The organism is Mycobacterium sp. D16Q13 (assembly GCF_002013375.1).
Classification (GTDB): Bacteria; Actinomycetota; Actinomycetes; order Mycobacteriales; family Mycobacteriaceae; genus Mycobacterium.
In genome coordinates, this window is record NZ_MAEW01000003.1 from 66,106 (window position 1) to 87,557 (window position 21,452).

A 21,452-nucleotide genomic window follows, 5' to 3' on the forward strand; every position below is an offset into this window, starting at 1 on the left:
CTCACCATTAGCCCGCTCAGAGCACCGTCTGGACAATGTGTTCGACCAGCTGACGGGCCGCGGCGCAACTGTCGCCGCCCTTGCGGTACTGAACCCACCAGGTCAGGGAACCGGTTCCCGCCGGAACGGTCACTCCACATCCCGAGCCACCGGGGCCGGTACTGGTGAATCCCTTGCGGCCGTTGATCGTAATGTCGGCAGTCTTCTGCCCCATCCCGTCGGCAGACGTGCGATCGCGGTCCACATCGCCACCCTCGTAGTACGCGTACAGAAGGTCGATGAGGCTTCCAGCATCATCGGCGGCGACCCAATAACACAGTGCCCCAAAGAAATTCTGGTAGATCTGGGCGGCCTTGACGGTTTCGACGATCGTCTTCTCATCGAGCGGACCGCATTGGCCGTTGGCGAAACCGTACGGGTCCAGTTTGTCGTTCTCACCCCGCTCGCTGGAGTTCAGCGTCTCGCCCGGGGCGACAGCGGCGCCGTCGACGGTGCGCGCACACCCGGTCGGCCCCGCGAGCAGTAACACCGCGGCGGCAAGTGCGCCGACAGTCCTTTTCATTGCTTGCCCACCTTGCTCAGCAGCGAGTCCATCAACGTCTCGACGGCCTTGCACGGGTCGTTCTTGACGGCCCCCGATTGCAAAGACCAATGCAGGAAGTCCGGCCCCGATCCCGCGGACAGTTCACACAGCCCGACATTGCTCACGCGGTAACCGGGATAGGACTTGGTGGTCACCGTTTCCACCGTATGCCCGAGGTTTCGCGCGACTGACGCCTCTTTCTGCGCCGAGCTGCCCCGGTACCAATACAGCGACAGGGACGTATCCCCGCTTCCAGGACCGGTGGACCACCGACAACCCAGCAGGCTGTCCACGTCGCGTTTGAGCGCCGGATTGCCCACCGCCGCAGTGACTTCCGCGTCAGTCATGCCGCCACAGTCGCCAAGTTTGAAACCCTTACCGGGCCCGTTGTTCACCTCGGGCACGGTGGTCACCTGCACGTCGGGGGATCCGCCGTTGTCGTCGTCACCACCGGAAGAGGGCCGGGGCGAGCATCCGGCCAGCGCCACGGCCACGACCATCAAGGCCGATACCGGAAGAATCCGCACACTCACGGTGTCCACAGTACGTCCGTATCCCGCAGGTCTCCCATATGTCCGAGTGTGTCGGCACCGCCGAACGCAGCGTGTCAGACCCCAGCGCCGTGCCGACCCGCACCCGCGGCGAACCTACCGGCACCCTCAAGCGCTTCGGCCGCGACCCGCTCGATGCTGCCAAATTCGTTGTCCAACGCCGCTTCCTCGGTCATCCCCCACTGCGCGATGGCTGAATCGCGGTCTGCCCGCACGCATTGTTGCGGGAATGCGGCGATCTCTGCAGCCAGCGTCTCCGCCACCGCACGAGCCTGCCCGCGGGGGACCACTCGATTGGCGAGCCCGATGTCCAGCGCCTCAGGTGCCGCGACGGGACGTCCGGTGAGGATGAGGTCCATGGCGCGCGAGTGTCCGATCAACCGGGGCAGCCTGATCGTCCCGCCGTCGATGAGCGGCACACCCCAGCGCCGGCAGAACACACCCAGTACGGCGTCCTCCTCGACCACCCGAAGATCGCACCACAACGCCAGCTCGATACCGCCCGCCACGGCGTGCCCCGAGATCGCCGCGATCACCGGTTTAGACAGCCGCAGCCGAGACGGGCCCATCGGACCGGGGCCGTGCGGGTGCAGTTCATTTCCGCGGCCGGTTCCCATTGCTTTGAGATCAGCTCCGGCACAGAATGTTCCGTTGTCACCCCAGAGCACCGCCACGGACGCCTCGGGGTCCGCGTCGAATTCGGTGAACGCTGCGAGTAGCGCCGCTGCGGTCGGGCCATCGACGGCATTGCGGGCGTGGGGCCGGTTGAGAATCACCGTCGTCACCGGCCCCGCCTTCTCGACGCGAACTGCGTTCTGACTCATGGGCTCGATCACAGGGAAGCCTCCTCCATCTCAGCGTTGTCGCGCAGCGTCACCAATTCATCCTTGAATTCCCGGTATCTGGACCGTATTTCGTCGGCGGGCCAATCCCTGGGCAACAACTCGTCCGGCAGTACGGGGTCGGCGAGTAGATGCCGCACCATCGCGGCGGCCAGCACAAATCGCGCGGGAATCGCCTCAGCCTGATCCCACCACCGCAGCAGGGCGGTCGCATACAGAGACCAGCCGGGCAGATCCCACAGCTGGGCGGACAGGGCTTCGGGGTCCGGGGTTCGGGTGTGCAGAACCCAGACGTGGTCGGTGACCGACGACGGAAGATCGATCTCCAGATTGTCCGGGCGCAGCCACACGCCCTCGCGCAGTTCTCCGAAACGCCTCTGCCGCAGGGTAGTTCGCAGGTCATTGCGGTCACGTGCGTCGCGACCCACGCTGGTGATCACCAACTGGGTCCAATTGCCGTCCCAGGAGCGCCGATGCGGATCACAGGCCTCGTCCTGCCGAAGCTGACGGGCCTGCAGACGCTCGGCGAGCCGGTATCCCGATTCGGTTCTCGCAAGATCTCCCGCAGCGACCATCCGGGTGAGCGCCACCCGCACCGTGGTGTCACTGATTCCGAACAAGATGGTCAGCGCGCGGATTTCCCGCACCGACAGCTCGGCGGGGTGTGCGCCCAGCAGCAAGCTCAAGATGACCGAGCGAGCGGTCATCGGGTGATGATCGACCGGGTTGTCCATCGCTACAGATCGGTCGGCCTGCGGCCGAAATCACCGAAGGGCTCGTCCCGATGCCGGACTGCCTGCCGGTAGCCGTTCTTCACGGCATCGGCCGTGAATGCGTGGGCCTCCGCGGTATGCCGGGATATACCGTCGAAGACGGTTCCCACCATGGCGCTGTTGGCGATCCCTTGATTGATGAGCACCGAGTTGCAGGCGAGCTTGACCATCATCAGCTGGTTCAGTGGCATCGCCGCGATCCGCGCCACCAGGCGCTCGGTGCGCTCGTCCAGGTCATCGGGCTCCGGCGCCTCGACCGCCAGACCCCACTCGTAGGCCTGCTTACCCGAGAGGCAATCCCCCGTCAGCAGAAGACGTTTCGCACGCTGATCGCCGAGCTTGTGCGCCCACAATCCGGTGGCCGGTACGCCCCACACCCGGGTTGGCGGGTATCCGATCTTGGTATCGGCGGCAACGATCAACTGATCGGCATGCAAGGCGATGTCGGTACCACCGGCGACGCAGTACCCGTGCGCCTTCACCACTGTTGGCTTGTTGGCGTGCAACAGCGAGGAGAAACCGCGCGTGAACCGGCTCATCATCTGGTAGTCGAGCATGGGGTCCCAGTTGATGTTCGGCAGGTGGTTGCGCAGCTGCACCTCACCATCTAGCGCGGTGCCTGAATACTGCGCCGTGCCTTCATCATTCGCCTCAGCATAGGCCCCGAGGTCGAAGCCCCCGCAGAATCCATCTCCCCGGCCCGACACCAGGATGACGTGAACCTGCGGGTCCAGGTCGGCGCGCTCTACGAGAGCCGCCAGCTCCAACGGGGTCTCGGCGATGATCGCGTTGCCTTGCTCGGGCCGATTGAAGGTGATGCGCGCGATGCGATCGGTGACCTCATAGGTCATCGTCTTCAAGGTGTCCATAGCTGTTAGCTGCCCGACTTGACGGTCGCCCGCTCCAGAATCGGCGACAGGTCCAACCCCGTGGGGAGCGTGCCGAATGCACCACCCCAATCGCCGGCCAATCGCGTGGCCAGGAATGCCTGTGCGACCGCCGGATGACCGTGACGCACCAGCAGCGCCCCCTGAAGGGCCAGGCAGATGTCCTCGGCCACCTTGCGGGCACGGTAGGTGACGGAGTCCAGATCACTGAGCTGCGTGTGCAATCCGTTGATATGACGGTCCAGACGCTCGTCCTGCCCCTGGGCTAGCGCGAGCTCCTTGAACAGCACCTCAACGCATTCAGGCTTGGTGGCCATGGCGCGCAACGTGTCCAGAGCGCTGACGTTCCCGGACCCCTCCCAGATTCCCATCAGCGGTGCCTCGCGATAGAGACGTGGGAGGCCCGAATCCTCGACGTACCCGTTGCCGCCCAGACACTCCATGGCTTCGCCGGCATGCGGGGTGGCGCGCTTGCACACCCAATACTTGCTGGCGGCCAGCCCGATACGACGCAGCAGCGACTCGGTTTCATCGCCACGGGTGGCGCGGTCCGTGGCACCCGCCATCCGCATCGCGACCATGGTGGCGGCCTCCGCCTCGATCGCGAGGTCAGCGAGGACGTTGCGCATGAGCGGCTGATCGATGAGGTACTCACCGAAGGCCTTGCGGTGCTGAGCATGGTGCATGGCCAGCGCCACGCCCGCACGCATGCTGGTGGCCGATCCGAGTGTGCAGTCCAGCCGCGTCATGTTCACCATCTCGATGATGGTCTTGACGCCCTTTCCTTCCTCGCCGACAAGCCACGCCGTGGCCTCGTCGTACTCGACCTCCGAGGATGCGTTGGAATGGTTACCGAGCTTGTCCTTCAAGCGCTGCAACCGCATCCGGTTACGCGTGCCGTCCGGTAGTACCCGCGGCAGGAAGAAACATGACAGGCCGCCGGGCGCCTGCGCGAGCACCAGAAACACATCGCACATCGGCGCCGAAGTGAACCACTTATGCCCCACCAGCGTGTAGCTGCCATCGGCATTCGGCGTGGCGGTGGTGGTGCCCGCCCGCACGTCTGAGCCGCCCTGCTTCTCCGTCATCGACATACCCGCCGTCAGCCCCGCCTTGGTGGCGGGCACCGCGAGCACCGGGTCATACACCCGGCTTGACAGCAGCGGCTCGTAGATCGCCGCCAACTCGGGATTGGCACGCAGTGCCGGTACCACCGCATAGGTCATCGAGATGGGACACATGTGGCCGGGATCGGCTGTCCACACACCGGTCTTGGCGGCGCGGACGACATGAGCGCCCGGGCGCTCATCGGCCCACGGCGCTCCGTGCAGCCCGTGAGCGACCGCCTCGCGCATGAGCTCGTGATAGGCCGGGTCGAACTCGATTTCGTCGACGCGATGACCCCAACGGTCATGGGTGTGCAGCACGGGGCGGTTCCGGTTCGCCAGCTCCCCCGCGCGCTGCATGCGATCGGTGCCATTGAGCGAGCCAACCTGGACAACCTCGTCGACGCCCCACTGCCCGCCTTCTCTAATGAGGGCTTCCATCAGCACCGGACTGCTCGCGGCGTTGTAGTCGTGCAGTGCTGGGACCTGATTGGTGACGACATGCGTATCGGCCATACCTTCAGTGTTACATTTCCACGACAACCGCACAAGATCTGTTCACATGGCCTTCGGCGGGCCACTCCTGCGCTACAAAGAGAGCGTGGAGAAGGTCGTCTTTGTGTTACGCCAGCCGTCCGATGCCGCCACCGACGAGTGGTGCGAGCAGCTGCACACGGCCGCCGTCGACAAGATCCGGGCGGCAGGCGTGCACGGCCTGACCCTGTGCACGCATGACGCCGCGGTGCGTGCCGCCAGCCTGCGCTTGGTGACCCTGGACCCACCACTGGCCGCCGTCGCCAGCGTGTGGGTCCAGCAGTCATACGGCCCGGCGGTACGGGAGATTGAGGCAATTCTGGCCGCGGCGTCGGCCCGTGTGCACGGATATCTCGTCACAGAGTCGGTGCCACTGCCTCCCCCTGAGTCCGAACCCGGCTCGCGGTCAACGGGTTTCACCAGCATCGCGCTATTGCGCAGGCCCACCGACATGCCGTTCGACGCGTGGCGACAGCAGTGGCAGGGTGTGCACACCCAGAACGCACTCGACCTGCAATCGACCATCGGCTACGAACAGAACCTCGTAGTCCGCGCGGTTACCGATGACGCCCCCGCGATCTCGGCAATCGTCCTCGAACAGTTTCCCTCGCCGGCCCTCACCGATCCACTGGCCTGGTACGGCGCCCTGGATCAACAGCAGCTCGGCCAGCGCGCGATGGCCATGCTGGAGAGCGTCAAAGCCTTTGGTGCTCATACCAATATCGACACCGTCGCGACCAGCCGGTACGACATGGTTCGCCCTTTCGGGTGACAGCCCTCGCTACCGCTCAGATAGCATCGTGTTGACATACAACCAAATGGTTGTACATTGGGATTCGTGACCGCCGCGGATGAGGACAGGGCCGACGCCATGTTCCATGCGCTCTCCGACCGCACCCGCCGCGACATCTTGCGGCGCGTGTTGGCCGGTGAGCACTCGGTCTCAGCGCTTGCGGAGAACTACGACATGAGTTTCGCCGCAGTGCAAAAGCACGTCGCCGTGCTGGAAAAGGCCGGGCTGCTGACAAAACGGCGTAACGGTCGCGAGCAGTTGGCCAGCGGCGATGTGGATGCGGTTCGCTCGGTCGGCGCCATGCTCGCCGAGCTGGAGCAGTTCTGGCGCGGCAGGATCGCCCGCATCGATGAACTCATCGCACTAGAACCACCGACGCCCAAACCACCGAGGAAGGACTGAATCATGCCCGTCACCAACGTTACTCACGATATCGACACCCGAACCATCACCATTGACGCCGAATTTGAGGCGCCGCTCAGCCGGATCTGGCAGATCTACGCCGACCCGCGCCAGCTCGAAAAGGTGTGGGGCCCGCCGAGTTGCCCGGCAACGTTCGTCGATCACAACTTCACGCCGGGTGGCCGAGTGAACTACTACATGACAGGGCCCGCGGGTGAACGGTACGCGGGGTGGTGGGAGGTCACGGCGATCGATGAGCCCAACAGCTTCGCGTTCAGGGACGGTTTCTCCGACGAAAACCTGAATCCGGTGGACAACATGCCGGTCTCGGAAAACCTGTACACATTCATCGAGAAAGACGGCCGCACCCTGGCAACCTACGTCAGCACATTTGAGACTGCCGAGGCGCTGCAGCAGGTGCTGGACATGGGCGTCATCGAGGGCGCATCGTCTGCGATCAACCAGATCGACGACCTCGTCCGCTCTTGAGTGGCGGGATGGCCCGCACCACTCACTGCCGGTGTGGGCCATCCTTTACGCTCACGTCATGGTGGAGTACCGCAACCCCGGCGCTATCACCTTTGAGGCGACCATTGAGAAACCCGAGGGCCCCGGTGCATTCGTCGAGGTCCCGTTCTCCGTGATCGACACCTTCGGAGTCAAGGCCCGCGTACCGGTGCTGGCCGTGTTCGACGGCTCGGTGACGTACACGGGCTCCCTGGCACCGTACGGCGGCACGCACCTGCTCGGGGTGCGCAAGGACATTCAGGAACAGTTGGGCAAGGGCCCCGGAGACCGAGTGACCGTGGAGATCAGGCTCGATACCGACCGCACCTAGGCGTCTTGCTTTTCATGCCGCGCGGGTTCGCCGTGGTGCACAAAGTAACCAAGCACCACAATCACGAACCAGACCAGGCCCACGAAGATCGCGGTACGGCCGTCCTCCGTGAAGAACAGAAGCACCACCACGAGCGCCAGGAAGGCCAGCGCCAACAGATTTGTCACCGGAGCCCCGGGGAGCTTGTAATCCGAGGCGGGTAGTTCCCCGGCGGCAACCCGCTTCCGGTAAATCAAGTGGGACACCAGGATTGAGCCCCACACAAAAATGATGCCAATAGTGGATACCGACGTGATGTAGGCGAATGCCTTGTCCGGCGACAGCCAGTTGACGAACACGCCGATACCCATGGCCAGCGCCGAGAAGCAGATGGCCAACATCGGGACATGACGTGAGCTCAACGACTGCAGACCCGCGGGGGCATCGCCGCGCTGCGCCAGGCTGCGCACCATCCTGCCGGTCGAATAGATGCCCGAGTTGCAGGAGGACAGTGCGGCCGTCAGCAAGATGAAGTTCACGATGTTCGCCGCCTGCGGAATGTTGAGGTACTCGAACACCGCGACGAAGGGGCTCTCACCTTTGTGATAGTTCCGCCAGCCCTGGATCGACAGAATGACGATCAGCGCACCCACGTAGAACAACCCGATGCGGAACGGCAGCGTGTTAATCGCCTTACGCAGGGTCACTTTCGGGTTCTCGGCCTCCCCCGCCGTGACACCGACGAGCTCAACGCCCACATAGGCGAACACCACGATCTGCAGGCTCAGCAGGGCCTGACTGAATCCCGTCGGGAAGAACCCGCCGTCGTTCCAGAGATTGGCGACGGTGGGGCCCGATTCCGGCCCAAGTCCCGCAATGGGAAGCAGTACACCGACGCCGATGATGATCATGCCGACGATCGCCGTCACCTTGATCATCGAGAACCAGAACTCCGCCTCACCGAAGATCTTCACCGATATCAGGTTGGCCCCGAACAGGATGAGAAGGACGGCCAGGGCAGTGACCCATTGCGGGATGCCAGGCCACCACCGTTGGATGTACACGCCGGCGACGGTAATCTCCGCCATACACGTTGTGGCCCACACCGCCCAGTACGTCCAACCGTTAGCGAACCCGGCGAAACGCCCCATGAATTCCTCGGCATACTCGGAGATGCTGCCCGAGACCGGCCGATAGACCAGCAGTTCACCGAGTGCCCGCATGATCACGAAGATGGCCAGACCCGCGACCAGGTAGGCCAAGATGAGCGCGGGACCTGCCTTCTCGATCGCACCACCGGCGCCGTAGAAGAGGCCCGTGCCGATGGCACCGCCGATCGCGATCATCTGCACCGTGCGGGCAGAGAGCCCGCGTGAATATCCGGCGTCGGGCGTCTCGGACTCGGAATTGGCAACGGTCATCGGAACATCATTGCGTGAGCAGACGCTTATTGCACGGGAAACCCGGACACACCGTCCACAACGCGCGTGGAATTGCGTGGCCTAGCTAGGTATTTGTGCGCTGAACCGACTTCTCTTACGCACATAGGCTTCTGGCATGCTCAACCCACAGTTCATCGGACGCGTGGCATTGCCGATATTCACCGCGGTGTTTCCGTTCATGATCATCGCCGGACAACTCGGTCTGGATATTTGTCGCTGGTGGATCGTCTACGGCACCGCAACCAGTGTGGCTGCCCTGATGGGCATCACCACGTTCGGCATGTGCAATTCGAACGGCCCAGGGCTCGCGGTCGGTCGGTCCTGGGTGCTCTTTTGGACAGGCCTGGCGGCACTCACTGCGGCGCAGGGCTTCTTCTACGCGCAACTCCGTCATCGGTGCCCGGCAGTGGGGCCGATCATCGCGATCGACGCCTTCCTCGAATGGCTCATCGCACCCGTGGTTCTCGTCGTCGTGGCCGGGAGTGCATTCCGGCGCGCGTGGACCGCCGCGCGGCGAAATGGAAAGGCCCCCGGGGTGTAACCCGGGGGCCCTTCTCGTGTTTACGACCTAGCGGTAGTCGCTGTATCCGTAGTCGTCCAGCGGCACCGCAGCACCGGTGTTGGAACCGAAGTCGGGGCTGTAGTAGGCGTCCTCATACGACGGAATCGTGTACGCGGCGGCCCGGGCCTCTTCGGTCGGTTGCACCGAGATGTTGCGGTAGCGGTTGATACCGGTACCAGCCGGGATCAACTTACCGATGATGACGTTCTCCTTCAGACCATTCAGTCTGTCGCTGCGGCAGTTGATGGCCGCATCGGTCAGCACGCGAGTGGTCTCCTGGAACGACGCCGCCGACAGCCACGAGTCGGTCGCCAGCGATGCCTTGGTGATACCCATCAGCACCGGACGGCCGGCCGCAGGCTCGTTGCCCTCGGCCACCACGCGACGGTTCGCGGTCTCGAACTCGCCACGCTCGGTGAGCGAGCCGGGCAGGAATTCCGTTGCGCCCGAGTCGATGATCGTCACGCGACGCAGCATCTGGCGCACGATGACCTCGATGTGCTTGTCGTGGATCGACACACCCTGGCTGCGGTACACCTCCTGCACCTCGTTGACGAGGTGCACCTGCACCTGACGCGGGCCCATGACACGGAGCACCTCGTGCGGGTCAGCCGCACCCTCCATGAGCTGCTGTCCGACCTCGACGTGGTCGCCGTCGGCCAGCGGACGCTCGGAGCCGTCCTCGTGCTTGAAGACGCGCAGGCGCTGACGCTTGGAGAGCTTGTCGTAGACAACTTCCTCGCCACCGTCATCCGGGATGATGGTGATCTTGTAGAAGCGCTCGCCCTCTTCGAGGCGAACCCGTCCGGTGACATCGGCAATAGGCGCCTTGCCCTTGGGAACTCGCGCCTCGAACAGCTCGGTCACACGCGGCAGACCGCCGGTGATGTCGTCACCGACGCCACCCTGGTGGAAGGTACGCATGGTCAGCTGGGTGCCGGGCTCACCGATCGACTGTGCGGCCACGATGCCCGCTGCCTCACCGATGTCGACGAGCTTGCCGGTCGCCATCGAGCGGCCGTAGCACATCGCGCAGACCCCGGTACCGGTGGTGCAGGTAAGCACCGACCGGACCTTGACCTGAGTGACACCCGCGGCGAGAAGCTTCTCGATCGCCGGATCGCCCAGATCGTGTCCACGCTCCACCAGCACGTTGCCATCGGCATCCACCGCGTCGGCGGCGAGAGTCCGTGCGTAGGCGGAGGTTTCGATGTGCGCGTCGCGGATCAGCGTGCCATCGTCCTGCTTCTCGGCGATGGTCACGTTGATGCCACGCTCGGTACCGCAGTCGTGCTCGCGGACGATGACGTCCTGCGAGACGTCCACCAGACGACGGGTCAGGTAACCCGAGTCGGCGGTACGAAGCGCGGTGTCCGCCAGGCCCTTACGGGCGCCGTGCGTGTTAATGAAGTACTCCAGAACGGTCAGGCCCTCACGGAACGAGGACTTGATCGGACGCGGGATGTACTCACCCTTCGGGTTTGTCACCAGACCCTTCATGCCTGCCAGGTTTCGCACCTGGGTCATGTTGCCGGTCGCGCCGGACTTGGGCAGCAAGGTAATCGGGTTATCGGCCGGGTAGTGCTCCTCCAGCGCCTTACCGACCTCGTCGGTGGCTTCCTGCCAGATCTTGACCAGTGCGTCGCGACGCTCCTGGTGGTTCAAAGCACCACGCTGGTACTGCTTCTCGATCCGCTCCGCTTCCTTCTCGTAGCGGTCCAGGATCTCCGCCTTCTGCGGCGGCACCAGCACGTCGGCCATGGACACCGTGACACCCGAGCGCGTGGCCCAGTGGAAACCGGCATCCTTGAGCTTGTCGACGGTCTGCGCGACCACGATCATCGGGAACCGCTCAGCGAGGTCGTTGATGATCGCCGACTGCACCTTCTTGTGCATCTGCTTGTTCACGAACGGGTACCCGTGGGGCAGCAGCTCGTTGAACAGCACACGGCCCAGGGTGGTCTCGGCAACCCAGGCATCGCCTGGCCGCCAACCGTTTTCGAAGAGCTCGGCCTCAACCTCGGCCGGCGGACGCTGCTGCGTCAGCCGTACCCGGATCGGTGCACGGACGCTCAGCGCGCCACGGTCGAGGGCCATGATGGCCTCGGCGGGCGAGCTGTACACACCGGTCTCCGGCTGGTCCTTGGCGGCCGGGGTGTGCGCACCGGTATCACCGGGGACCTCGGTGGTCAGGAAGTACAGACCGGTCACCATGTCCAGACGCGGCATGGCCAGCGGGCGGCCCGACGCGGGCGACAGGATGTTGTTCGAGGACAGCATCAGGATGCGCGCCTCGGCCTGCGCCTCCGCGGACAGCGGAAGGTGCACGGCCATCTGGTCACCGTCGAAGTCGGCGTTGAACGCCTCACACACCAGCGGGTGCAGCTGAATTGCCTTGCCTTCCACCAGCTGCGGCTCGAAGGCCTGGATACCCAGGCGGTGCAGCGTTGGTGCACGGTTCAGCAGCACCGGGTGCTCGGCGATGACCTCTTCGAGGACATCCCACACCTGGGCGCGCTGACGCTCCACCATGCGCTTGGCGCTCTTGATGTTCTGCGCGTGGTTCAGGTCGACCAAGCGCTTCATCACGAACGGCTTGAACAGCTCGAGGGCCATCAGCTTGGGCAGACCGCACTGGTGCAGCTTGAGCTGCGGGCCGACCACGATGACCGAACGGCCCGAGTAGTCGACGCGCTTGCCGAGCAGGTTCTGACGGAACCGGCCCTGCTTGCCCTTGAGCAGATCCGACAGCGACTTCAGCGGACGGTTACCCGGTCCGGTGACCGGACGTCCACGACGGCCGTTGTCGAACAGCGCGTCCACGGACTCCTGCAGCATCCGCTTCTCGTTGTTGACGATGATCTCGGGCGCACCCAGATCGATCAGTCGCTTGAGGCGGTTGTTGCGGTTGATGACGCGGCGGTACAGGTCGTTCAGGTCGGAGGTGGCGAAGCGGCCACCGTCGAGCTGAACCATCGGGCGCAGCTCCGGTGGGATCACCGGCACCGCGTCGAGCACCATGCCACCGGGGCTGTTGGTGGAGTTCTGGAACGCCGCCACCACCTTCAGGCGCTTGAGCGCACGAAGCTTCTTCTGCCCCTTGCCACTGCGGATGGTCTCGCGCAGGTTCTCGGCCTCGGCATCGAGATCGAAGTTCTGGATGAGCTTCTGCACGGCCTCGGCACCCATGGCACCGGTGAAGTACTCGCCGTAACGGTCCACGAGCTCGCGGTAGAGCAGCTCGTCGACGATCAGCTGCTGGACGGAGAGCTTGGTGAAGGTGGTCCAGATCTCGTCGAGCCGGTCCAGCTCACGCTGGGACCGATCACGCAGCTGACGCATCTCGCGCTCGCCACCGTCGCGCACCTTACGGCGCACGTCGGACTTGGCACCCTCGGCCTCGAGCTCGGCCAGGTCGGCTTCGAGCTTCTGGGCGCGGGCCTCCAGGTCGGCATCGCGCTGATCTGCGACGGCCTTCTTCTCGACCTCCATCTCGGCCTCGAGTGTCGAGAGCTCGTTGTGACGCAGCTCGTCGTCGACCGCGGTGATGACGTAGGCGGCGAAGTAGATGATCTTTTCCAGATCCTTCGGCGCCAGGTCGAGCAGGTATCCGAGACGTGACGGAACACCCTTGAAGTACCAGATGTGCGTAACCGGTGCGGCCAGTTCGATGTGGCCCATCCGCTCACGGCGCACCTTGGCGCGAGTTACCTCGACGCCGCAGCGCTCACAGATGATGCCCTTGAAGCGCACGCGCTTGTACTTGCCGCAGTAGCACTCCCAGTCGCGAGTAGGTCCGAAGATCTTCTCGCAGAACAGGCCGTCCTTCTCTGGCTTGAGCGTGCGGTAGTTGATGGTCTCCGGCTTCTTGACTTCGCCAAAGGACCAGTTACGGATGTCATCCGCCGACGCGAGGCCGATACGGAGTTCATCGAAGAAGTTGACGTCGAGCACGTAAACTCCCTTTCCCCTTGCGGGATAGAATTCGGTTAGGCGAAGTCCTCAATGGACGCAGATTCGTTGCGGGACAGGTTGATTCCCAGGTTCGCGGCAGCGCGCTCCAGGTCCTCGTCATCGCCATCGCGCATTTCGATGGTGGTTCCCTCCTTCGAGAGCACCTCCACGTTCAGGCACAGCGACTGGAGTTCCTTGAGCAGAACCTTGAACGACTCCGGGATCCCCGGCTCGGGGATGTTCTCGCCCTTGACGATCGCCTCGTAGACCTTCACACGACCGACGGTGTCGTCGGACTTGATGGTCAACAGCTCCTGCAGCGTGTATGCCGCACCGTAGGCCTGCATGGCCCAGCACTCCATCTCACCGAATCGCTGACCACCGAACTGCGCCTTACCACCGAGCGGCTGCTGGGTGATCATCGAGTACGGCCCGGTCGAACGCGCGTGAATCTTGTCGTCGACCAAGTGGTGCAGCTTCAGGATGTACATGTAGCCGACGGTCACCGGATACGGGAACGGCTCGCCGCTACGGCCGTCGAACAGCCGCGCCTTGCCGTCGCCGTCCACCATGACCTCGCCGTCCCGGTTGGGCAGCGTCGAGGACAGCAGTCCGGTCAGCTCCTCCTCGCGGGCACCGTCGAACACCGGGGTGGCCGTGCGGGTGTCGGCCGGGGCCGACTGCAGATCCTCGGGGAGGTTCTGCGCCCACTCGGGGTTGCCTTCGATGTTCCAGCCGGTCTTGGCCACCCACCCCAGGTGGGTCTCCAAGATCTGGCCGATGTTCATACGACGCGGCACACCGTGCGTGTTCAGGATGACGTCGACCGGGGTGCCATCGGGCAGGAAGGGCATGTCCTCGACGGGCAGGATCTTGCCGATGACGCCCTTGTTGCCATGGCGTCCGGCCAGCTTGTCACCGTCGGAGATCTTGCGCTTCTGCGCGACGTACACGCGAACGAGCTCGTTCACGCCGGCAGGCAGATCGTCGTCGTCATCACGCGAGAAGACGCGGATGCCGATGACCTTGCCGGACTCACCGTGCGGCACCTTCAGGGAGGTGTCGCGAACCTCGCGGGCCTTCTCACCGAAGATGGCACGCAGCAGGCGCTCCTCGGGGGTCAGCTCGGTTTCACCCTTCGGGGTGACCTTGCCGACGAGGATGTCGCCATCGCGGACCTCGGCGCCGATGCGGACGATGCCGCGCTCGTCGAGGTCTGCCAGCACCTCATCGGAGACGTTCGGGATATCCCGGGTGATCTCCTCGGCGCCCAGCTTGGTGTCACGCGCATCGATTTCGTGCTCTTCGATGTGAATCGAGGTGAGCACGTCCTCTTCAACCAGACGGTTGGACAGGATGATGGCGTCCTCGTAGTTGTGGCCTTCCCACGGCATGATCGCCACGAGCAGGTTCTTACCGAGGGCCATTTCGCCGTTCTCGGTGCAAGGACCGTCCGCGATGACCTGACCGATCTCGACCCGCTGACCTTCGTCCACAATCGGGCGCTGGTTGGCACAGGTGCCGTGGTTCGATCGCGCGAACTTGCGCAACCGGTAGCTCTGCCGGGTGCCGTCGTCTGCCATCACGGTGACGTAGTCGGCGGACACCTCTTCGATGACACCGGCCTTCTCCGCGACGACAACGTCGCCGGCGTCGATGGCAGCGCGCAGCTCCATACCGGTACCGACCAGCGGGGCCTCGCTACGCACCAGCGGAACCGCCTGGCGCTGCATGTTGGCACCCATCAGTGCGCGGTTGGCGTCGTCGTGCTCCAGGAACGGGATCATCGCGGTCGCGACCGACACCATCTGGCGCGGCGAGACGTCCATGTAGTCGACGTTGGTCGACGGCACGAACTCGACCTCGCCACCCTTACGGCGCACCAGGACGCGCTCCTCGGTGAAGCGGCCCTTCTCGTCGGTCGGCGAATTGGCCTGCGCCACGACGTGGCGGTCCTCTTCGTCGGCGGTCAGGTAGCGGATCTCGTCAGTGACGACACCCTCGACCACCTTGCGGTACGGCGTCTCGATGAAGCCGAACGGGTTAACCCGCGCGTACACCGACAGCGAGCCGATCAGGCCGATGTTCGGGCCTTCCGGAGTCTCGATCGGGCACATGCGGCCGTAGTGCGAGGGGTGCACGTCGCGGACCTCAAGGCCGGCGCGGTCACGGGTCAGACCACCCGGGCCCAGCGCCGACAGACGACGCTTGTGGGTCAGACCCGAGAGCGGGTTGTTCTGGTCCATGAACTGCGACAGCTGGCTGGTTCCGAAGAACTCCTTGATCGCCGCCACGACGGGACGGATGTTGATCAGGGTCTGCGGGGTGATCGCCTCGACGTCCTGCGTGGTCATGCGCTCACGCACGACGCGCTCCATGCGGGACAGGCCGACCCGGATCTGGTTCTGGATCAGCTCGCCCACGGTACGCAGACGACGGTTACCGAAGTGATCGATGTCGTCGACCTCAACGGGAACCTCGAGACCGCCGGGGGCGGTCATCGTGGTCTGGCCCTCGTGCAGACGCACCAGGTACTCGATGGTGGCGACGACGTCTTCCTCGGTGAGCGTGGTGGCAGTCACCAGAGCCGGGTTAGCACCACCCAGGCCCAGCTTCTTGTTCACCTTGTACCGGCCCACGCGGGCCAGGTCGTAGCGCTTCTCCTTGAAGAACAGGTTCTCCAGCAGGGCCTGCGCGGACTCCTTGGTCGGCGGCTCGCCCGGACGCAGCTTGCGGTAGATGTCCAGCAGCGCCTCGTCGGGACCGGCGATGTTGTCCTTCTCCAGGGTCCCCATCATGATCTCGGAGAACCCGAAACGCTCGACGATCTGCTCGTTGGTCCAGCCGAGCGCCTTCAGGAGCACGGTGACCGGCTGACGGCGCTTGCGATCGATGCGCACACCCACGGTGTCGCGCTTGTCGACATCGAACTCGAGCCACGCACCACGGCCGGGGATGACCTTGACGCTGTGCAGGGTCTTCTCGGTCGACTTGTCGATGTTCTCGTCGAAGTAGACGCCGGGCGAACGGACCAGCTGCGACACGACCACACGCTCGGTGCCGTTGATGATGAAGGTGCCCATGTCGGTCATCATCGGGAAGTCACCCATGAAGACCGTCTGGCTCTTGATCTCGCCGGTGTTGTTGTTGATGAACTCGGCCGTGACGAACAGCGGAGCCGCGTACGTCATGTCCTTGTCTTTGCACTCGTCGACGGGTGCCTTGACCTCGTCGAAGCGCGGGTCGCTGAATGACAGCGACATCGAGCCCGAGAAGTCCTCGATCGGCGAGAGCTCCGTGAGGATCTCCTCAAGGCCGCCGGTCGGGTTCACCTCACCGCGAGCAGTCGCAACCTCACGCCACCGGGGTGAGCCAACCAGCCATTCAAAAGAATCCGTCTGCACATCGAGCAGGCCGGGAACCGCAAGCGGTTCACGCAGCTTGGCGAAGGACAGTCGGCTGGGCGCCCCAGGTACGGAGTTAGTAGTTGCGTTATCGGTCTTAGTCTGGCGAGAGACTGCCAAGATCGGTCCTCCAGTGTTGCCGCGCATCTGCGTTGTTTTGCGCAAGCAACGACCAAACACACACCCGATCGATCACAACATGAACCAACACCGTCGTGGCGAGGGAAGGTGGGCAGGAGGCAGCCAGCGCAACGTCTAACAATAGCGTACTATCGCGCAGCCTTCAACTGCCCGGTCAAATCTGCGGATCAGTGCTGGCTGGCGGCCTCACTGCATTCGCAAACGTCCGTGCTGCCAAACAGAGTGACTCGTCACGCGCCGCCCGTCAAGAGATAGCGCCAGTATTTTCGGTGTTTCTTTTTTGCTATTTCGGCCGCCTCAGCCGGGCTTGACCGCGCCGAGCGTCTGACTGAGCCCGGAGACGTACTGCCGATGGTCGGTCAGCCCGTGGCGGATGAGCAGAAGCGGGTAATGAACACGGTCGAACATGCGAAAGGACATCGGTCGCGCGAACAGACGCTGAAGCCCGTGGGTGAACGCGGGCCCGCGCAGGCAGGAGGTGAGAATGGCGATCCGCCCACCCGGTCTGAGCACTCGGATCATCTCACCGACCACCGCATCCGGGTCCTCCATGAAGTACAGCGCGCCGTAACAGGACACCGCGTCGAAGGTGTCGTCGGGAAACGGCAACCGCAGTCCGTCGGCACGCAGGAATCCGAGCTGTCGCGCCTGCGCCCGGTGCGCAGGGTTGGCCACCGCCTCGGCCAGCATGTTTGCCGCAGCATCCAGCCCGACGACCAATCCGCCTACACCGACCGACCGTACCGCCCGGCGTGCGGTGTTTCCCGGCCCACAGGCGACATCGAGCACCCGGTCGCCCGGCTCGATCGCCAGCAAGTGCAGCGCCCGCTGAGCCTCGTGGGTTCCCGACCGCGCGGTCAGGACCGCGAACGCGAACGACCGCCAGAACCTGTCGTACACCCAGCTGAAAACGGCGTTCTGCATCGTCTGCTGTCCACGGTGCAAGCAGACGTTCTGGGGGCCCATGACATCGAGGTAGCCCTCGCTCCTAGCGCGCACCGGGACCGTGAGCAGCCCTTCGATCTGCTGCACGGCGCTACCCGCCCCGGGCGTTCGGCCCTGCGCACCCGTCACACGCGCTCCACCCTGACGGGCACCCCGTTAAGCCGTGCCATCCCGGCCAGCGCCTCCAGGTCCGCCGGCTCGCTGGACATCAGCAGGTTGACGTTGGCGCCGGGGTTCGCATTGGCGGTCTGCCACGCACCGCCCCGGTTATGGCCCCACCCGTGCGGTACGGCGATGACGCCGGGAACGATGTCCTTGGTCGCCACGGCGGGCAGCTCGATCTCTCCGTGCGCCGAGCTGATCCGGATCCGGTCATCGGTGGCGATCCCCAGACGTTCGGCATCGTCGACGTGAAGCTGAGCGCGCTGCATCCGCGCGCCACGCATGAGCATCGGCGAGTTGTGCATCCATGAGTTCTCCGACCGCATCTCCCGCATCCCGATCAGCCGCAGGGGGTAGTCCGGATCGCTGCGCCGCCGGGACAGCGAAGCGATCTCGCGCTCTATATCGTTGTGCTGCAGCCGCACTCGGCCGCCGCGGTGCACCACCGCCCGCCGCAGGCCACCCTCGGGCACCATCGGCGCCACCACCTTGCCGTGGGGATGCTGCTCTACCAGGTTGCGGAAGCTGACCCCGCCCCGCCGCAGCCCGAACCAGTCACCGCCCTCCCCGAGGCGAATCACCATGTCGATCATCGGGCGCGGAGTGAGGCGCCTACCGAACAGCGACATCAGCTTGCGAACGCCCTGGACCGCGCCCAACAGCGGGGTCATGCGCCACAGCCGCGCCGTCAGATCGTCGATGATCTCCCATTCCTGCCTGGCCAGGCCTGCCGGGGGGACCACAGCCTCACTGGCCTGCCGGAACGGAGTGGGCTGCATCGATGGAAAGGCGACCGGAAAATCGTCGCGCTCATACATGGTGGTGGCCGGCAGGATGTAGTCCGCGTGGGCATTCGTCTCGTTGACGTAGAGGTCGATCGCAACCATGAGATCGAGCTGCCTGAGGGCGCCTTCGAGTTCGTCACCGTTAGGCACCGAGAGCACGGGGTTTCCGGCGCTGACAAACAACCCGCGCACCTGGCCCTTTCCCGGCGTGGTGATCTCCTTGGCCATCAGGGCCGCGGGTTCGGATCCGAGCACCGAGGGGAAACCGCCGATGCGCGAGCGGCGACGGCGGTAGATCGCGCCGAGTGCCCGGCCCGCGACCTTCATGGCGTACCGCTCCCCCGGCATCCCGTACCCACCGAACACCTGCCCACCGGGGATATCGGCGTTACCGGCGACGAGGTTCACGACATTGAGCAGATAGCTCGTCAGCGTCCCGTTCTCGCCGAGACAGATCCCGACGCGCCCATACACGGCCGCACAGGAGGTGCCGGCAAGATCTCGCGCCAACCGGCGCACCGTCACCGCGTCGATCCCCGTCTGCGCACGAGTCGACTCGGGCGTGAATTCTCGAGAGACCGCCTCGATCCAATCGATTCCATTGGCTTGCTTAGTGATTCGCTCACGATCAACCAGGCCCTCGGCGAACATCACCTGAATGAGCGACAGCAACAGGAAGGCGTCCCCGTCGGGGGTGATACCCATCCACTCGAACTCCGAGGCCGTCTCGGTACGGCGCGGATCGATGACGAGCACACGCCCGCCACGCTTGACCACCTCGCGCATCCCGTCCTTGATTCGCGGCATCGATAACGCGCTTCCGTGTGACACAACGGGATTCGCGCCGATCACGACCAGCAGGTCGGTACGCGGGATGTCGGGGATGGGAAACACCAGCGGCGACCCGTACAGCAGCTGACTAGCGACGAACTGATTATTGATGTCCTGCGAGCCGGCCGTGAACAGGTGAAACCCCCCGCCCATCCCGTTGGTCATCAGCTGAAGCCACAGGACATGCGAGTAGCTAAATGCCCCGGGGTTTCCGAAGTACCAGGCCAGCCCGCCCGATCCGTGCGTGTGGTGGATATCGCGCACCCGGGCCGCGATATCGCCCATCGCGGTCTCCCAGTCCACCGGCTCGAACTCGCCTGATGCGGTGCGCCGCAAGGGGACAGTCACCCGATCCGGGTCGTTATGTACCTCGGCGAAGGCAATGCCCTTCTGACACGCAAAGCCTGCCGAGAGCGGATTCTCCTTATCGGGACGTAGCGAGAGCAGCTTGCCGTCCTCGACCGTGGCCACCATCCCGCACAGCGGCTCACAGATACGACAGAAGGTCGCTTTCGTTTCGACTGTCATAGTCGGCACCGCTTTCACACGTCACAGGGCTGACCCCTATTCGATAACGCGTGTTCGCAAATATCAACCCCGGATTCCCCGAGGCCGCTACTACCCCCGGACGGGCGGGATCTGGCCCGTGGGAGCGTCGTCGTCGACCGTGTTGATGGTCTGGGTGGGCTGCTCGGTCTGCGGCGGCGCCAGCGTGGCGGTGGTGACACCGGCGGGTTCGTCGCCGAAGTCGTGCACAGGGAACTGGTGGGTGCCGGCGAGGCTGTCCTGGATCGCGGCCTGAGCGTTGGGCGGCAGCTGGTGCATGATCTCGCGCACCCGCGCCTGACGACGCCCGACAGCCGCACGTTCCGGCATACCCGGGGTGGCCTGAATCTGCGGCGGTACGCCCTCGATCTCCTCTACACCGCCGTCGTGGTGTCCGGCGTCGAGGTGCGCCTGCTCCTCGGCCATGGTGGCCTCGTCCTTTTCCTCGGACATACCGATCGGACCGATACGACGGCCGTTCAGGAACTGCTTGATCACCGGCTCATCACTGGTCAACAGCACCTCACGAGGGCCGAACATGACGAGCTGGCGGCGGTACAGCATGCCCATGTTGTCCGGCACGGTACGGGCGATGTTGATGTTGTGCGTCACGATCAGGATCGTGGCGTCAATCTGGGCGTTGATGTCGATGAGCAGCTGGCTCAGGTACGCGGTACGCACCGGGTCCAGACCGGAGTCCGGCTCGTCACAGAGGATGATCTGCGGATCCAGCACCAGCGAGCGGGCCAGGCCGGCACGCTTGCGCATACCGCCGGAGATCTCGCCGGGAAACTTGGTCTCGTGGCCGGTCAGACCCACGACGTCAAGCTTCTGCATGACGATGTCGCGGATCTCGGATTCCTTCTTCTTGGTGTGCTCACGCAAGGGGAAGGCGGTGTTGTCGTACAGGTTCATCGAGCCGAACAGCGCGCCGTCCTGGAACATCACACCGAAGAGCTTGCGGATCTCATAGAGCTCCTTGGAGGAGCACTCCATGATGTTGGTGCCGTCGACGTAGATGGCACCCTGCTCCGGGCGCAGCAGCCCGATCAGCGACTTCAGGAAGACGGACTTACCGGTACCGGACGGCCCCAGCAGCACGCTGACTTCACCCGGCGGCAGGGACAGGCTGACGTTCTCCCAGATTCGTTGTGAACCAAAGGACTTGGTCAAACCCTCAACGGAGACTTCTGCACCCACCAGGCGATCCTTCCGCGACACGCACACTTCACCACCAACCCGGCCAGGCTGTGGTTCGGATCACTTTAGCGCATGCCCAGGAGCTGCATCGCGTTTGTGCCCAGACCAGCCCATCGACTGGCTAACTGTGATAACCAGGCACTACGCGTCTAGTGCACGCTACTGCCGGTCTTCCGCGAGTCCGCCCGCCCT

At 64.4% G+C, this 21,452-nt stretch carries 17 protein-coding genes; 5 read left to right on the forward strand and 12 right to left on the reverse strand.

The window, feature by feature from the left end:
- Positions 1–16 precede the first annotated feature (16 nt).
- From B4400_RS03000 to B4400_RS03025, 6 genes are all read right to left on the reverse strand, one after another.
- On the reverse strand, positions 17–562 hold the full coding sequence (locus B4400_RS03000; protein WP_078308489.1) for a DUF3558 domain-containing protein: 546 nt from the start codon (positions 560–562) through the stop codon (positions 17–19).
- Complete coding sequence (locus B4400_RS03005) at positions 559–1,125, reverse strand: DUF3558 domain-containing protein (RefSeq protein ID WP_078308488.1); 567 nt, start codon at positions 1,123–1,125, stop codon at positions 559–561. Before B4400_RS03005 ends, B4400_RS03000 begins: the two co-directional genes overlap by 4 nt.
- Positions 1,126–1,190: 65 nt before the next feature.
- A complete protein-coding gene (locus B4400_RS03010; RefSeq protein WP_078308555.1) occupies positions 1,191–1,958 on the reverse strand; it encodes a crotonase/enoyl-CoA hydratase family protein in 768 nt (255 codons plus the stop codon).
- Positions 1,959–1,966: 8 nt separating this feature from the next.
- Entirely contained in the window at positions 1,967–2,710 is a 744-nt protein-coding gene (locus B4400_RS03015; RefSeq protein WP_078308487.1) for a PaaX family transcriptional regulator C-terminal domain-containing protein, read from the reverse strand.
- Between the two features lie 2 nt (positions 2,711–2,712).
- The gene (locus tag B4400_RS03020; RefSeq protein WP_078308486.1) at positions 2,713–3,618 is read right to left on the reverse strand and encodes a crotonase/enoyl-CoA hydratase family protein; all 906 of its coding nucleotides are present in this window, start codon (positions 3,616–3,618) and stop codon (positions 2,713–2,715) included.
- 5 nt (positions 3,619–3,623) lie between these two features.
- A complete protein-coding gene (locus B4400_RS03025) occupies positions 3,624–5,258 on the reverse strand; it encodes an acyl-CoA dehydrogenase family protein (protein WP_078308485.1) in 1,635 nt (544 codons plus the stop codon).
- An 85-nt stretch (positions 5,259–5,343) separates the two neighbouring features.
- On the opposite strand from B4400_RS03025, the gene B4400_RS03030 reads away from it, so the two are divergent.
- The 4 genes from B4400_RS03030 to B4400_RS03045 all read left to right on the forward strand — a co-directional run bounded on the left by B4400_RS03030 (position 5,344) and on the right by B4400_RS03045 (position 7,309).
- On the forward strand, positions 5,344–6,048 hold the full coding sequence (locus B4400_RS03030) for a hypothetical protein (protein WP_078308554.1): 705 nt from the start codon (positions 5,344–5,346) through the stop codon (positions 6,046–6,048).
- A 66-nt stretch (positions 6,049–6,114) separates the two neighbouring features.
- Positions 6,115–6,471 (forward strand): ArsR/SmtB family transcription factor, encoded by a 357-nt coding sequence (locus B4400_RS03035; protein WP_078308553.1) that lies wholly within the window; start codon positions 6,115–6,117, stop codon positions 6,469–6,471.
- A 3-nt stretch (positions 6,472–6,474) separates the two neighbouring features.
- The gene (locus B4400_RS03040) at positions 6,475–6,960 is read left to right on the forward strand and encodes an SRPBCC family protein (protein WP_078308484.1); all 486 of its coding nucleotides are present in this window, start codon (positions 6,475–6,477) and stop codon (positions 6,958–6,960) included.
- A gap of 58 nt (positions 6,961–7,018) precedes the next feature.
- Positions 7,019–7,309 carry a DUF1905 domain-containing protein gene (locus tag B4400_RS03045; RefSeq protein ID WP_078308483.1) on the forward strand — a complete coding sequence of 97 codons (291 nt, stop codon included), beginning with the start codon at positions 7,019–7,021 and terminating at the stop codon, positions 7,307–7,309.
- Here the strand turns inward: B4400_RS03045 and B4400_RS03050 are convergent.
- Entirely contained in the window at positions 7,306–8,709 is a 1,404-nt protein-coding gene (locus tag B4400_RS03050; RefSeq protein ID WP_078308482.1) for an amino acid permease, read from the reverse strand. The two genes, B4400_RS03045 and B4400_RS03050, sit on opposite strands and share 4 nt — an antisense overlap.
- Positions 8,710–8,845: 136 nt before the next feature.
- On the opposite strand from B4400_RS03050, the gene B4400_RS03055 reads away from it, so the two are divergent.
- Positions 8,846–9,271, forward strand: a complete 426-nt coding sequence (locus B4400_RS03055) for a hypothetical protein (RefSeq protein ID WP_078308481.1) — start codon at positions 8,846–8,848, stop codon at positions 9,269–9,271.
- A gap of 27 nt (positions 9,272–9,298) precedes the next feature.
- On the opposite strand, the gene B4400_RS03060 is transcribed toward B4400_RS03055, so the two are convergent.
- The 5 genes from B4400_RS03060 to B4400_RS03080 all read right to left on the reverse strand — a co-directional run bounded on the left by B4400_RS03060 (position 9,299) and on the right by B4400_RS03080 (position 21,260).
- Entirely contained in the window at positions 9,299–13,246 is a 3,948-nt protein-coding gene (locus B4400_RS03060; protein ID WP_078308480.1) for a DNA-directed RNA polymerase subunit beta', read from the reverse strand.
- 35 nt (positions 13,247–13,281) lie between these two features.
- Complete coding sequence (gene rpoB / locus B4400_RS03065) at positions 13,282–16,770, reverse strand: DNA-directed RNA polymerase subunit beta (protein WP_078308552.1); 3,489 nt, start codon at positions 16,768–16,770, stop codon at positions 13,282–13,284.
- Between the two features lie 318 nt (positions 16,771–17,088).
- Positions 17,089–17,865: a class I SAM-dependent methyltransferase gene (locus tag B4400_RS03070; RefSeq protein ID WP_078314457.1), complete on the reverse strand. Its 777-nt coding sequence runs from the start codon at positions 17,863–17,865 to the stop codon at positions 17,089–17,091.
- On the reverse strand, positions 17,862–20,042 hold the full coding sequence (locus tag B4400_RS03075) for a molybdopterin-containing oxidoreductase family protein (protein ID WP_078308478.1): 2,181 nt from the start codon (positions 20,040–20,042) through the stop codon (positions 17,862–17,864). The genes B4400_RS03070 and B4400_RS03075 overlap by 4 nt, the downstream gene beginning before the upstream one ends.
- Before the next feature lie 90 nt (positions 20,043–20,132).
- Complete coding sequence (locus tag B4400_RS03080) at positions 20,133–21,260, reverse strand: ABC transporter ATP-binding protein (protein WP_078308551.1); 1,128 nt, start codon at positions 21,258–21,260, stop codon at positions 20,133–20,135.
- Between the last annotated feature and the right edge of the window lie 192 nt (positions 21,261–21,452).

Bases quoted from the DNA above. Each gene is read 5' to 3' on its own strand.
- B4400_RS03000 (WP_078308489.1), bottom strand. From the start codon at position 562: ATGAAAAGGACTGTCGGCGCACTTGCCGCCGCGGTGTTACTGCTCGCG.
- B4400_RS03010 (WP_078308555.1), bottom strand. From the start codon at position 1,958: ATGAGTCAGAACGCAGTTCGCGTCGAGAAGGCGGGGCCGGTGACGACG.
- B4400_RS03015 (WP_078308487.1), bottom strand. From the start codon at position 2,710: ATGGACAACCCGGTCGATCATCACCCGATGACCGCTCGCTCGGTCATC.
- B4400_RS03020 (WP_078308486.1), bottom strand. From the start codon at position 3,618: ATGGACACCTTGAAGACGATGACCTATGAGGTCACCGATCGCATCGCG.
- B4400_RS03025 (WP_078308485.1), bottom strand. From the start codon at position 5,258: ATGGCCGATACGCATGTCGTCACCAATCAGGTCCCAGCACTGCACGAC.
- B4400_RS03040 (WP_078308484.1), top strand. From the start codon at position 6,475: ATGCCCGTCACCAACGTTACTCACGATATCGACACCCGAACCATCACC.
- B4400_RS03045 (WP_078308483.1), top strand. From the start codon at position 7,019: ATGGTGGAGTACCGCAACCCCGGCGCTATCACCTTTGAGGCGACCATT.
- B4400_RS03050 (WP_078308482.1), bottom strand. From the start codon at position 8,709: ATGACCGTTGCCAATTCCGAGTCCGAGACGCCCGACGCCGGATATTCA.
- B4400_RS03055 (WP_078308481.1), top strand. From the start codon at position 8,846: ATGCTCAACCCACAGTTCATCGGACGCGTGGCATTGCCGATATTCACC.
- B4400_RS03075 (WP_078308478.1), bottom strand. From the start codon at position 20,042: ATGACAGTCGAAACGAAAGCGACCTTCTGTCGTATCTGTGAGCCGCTG.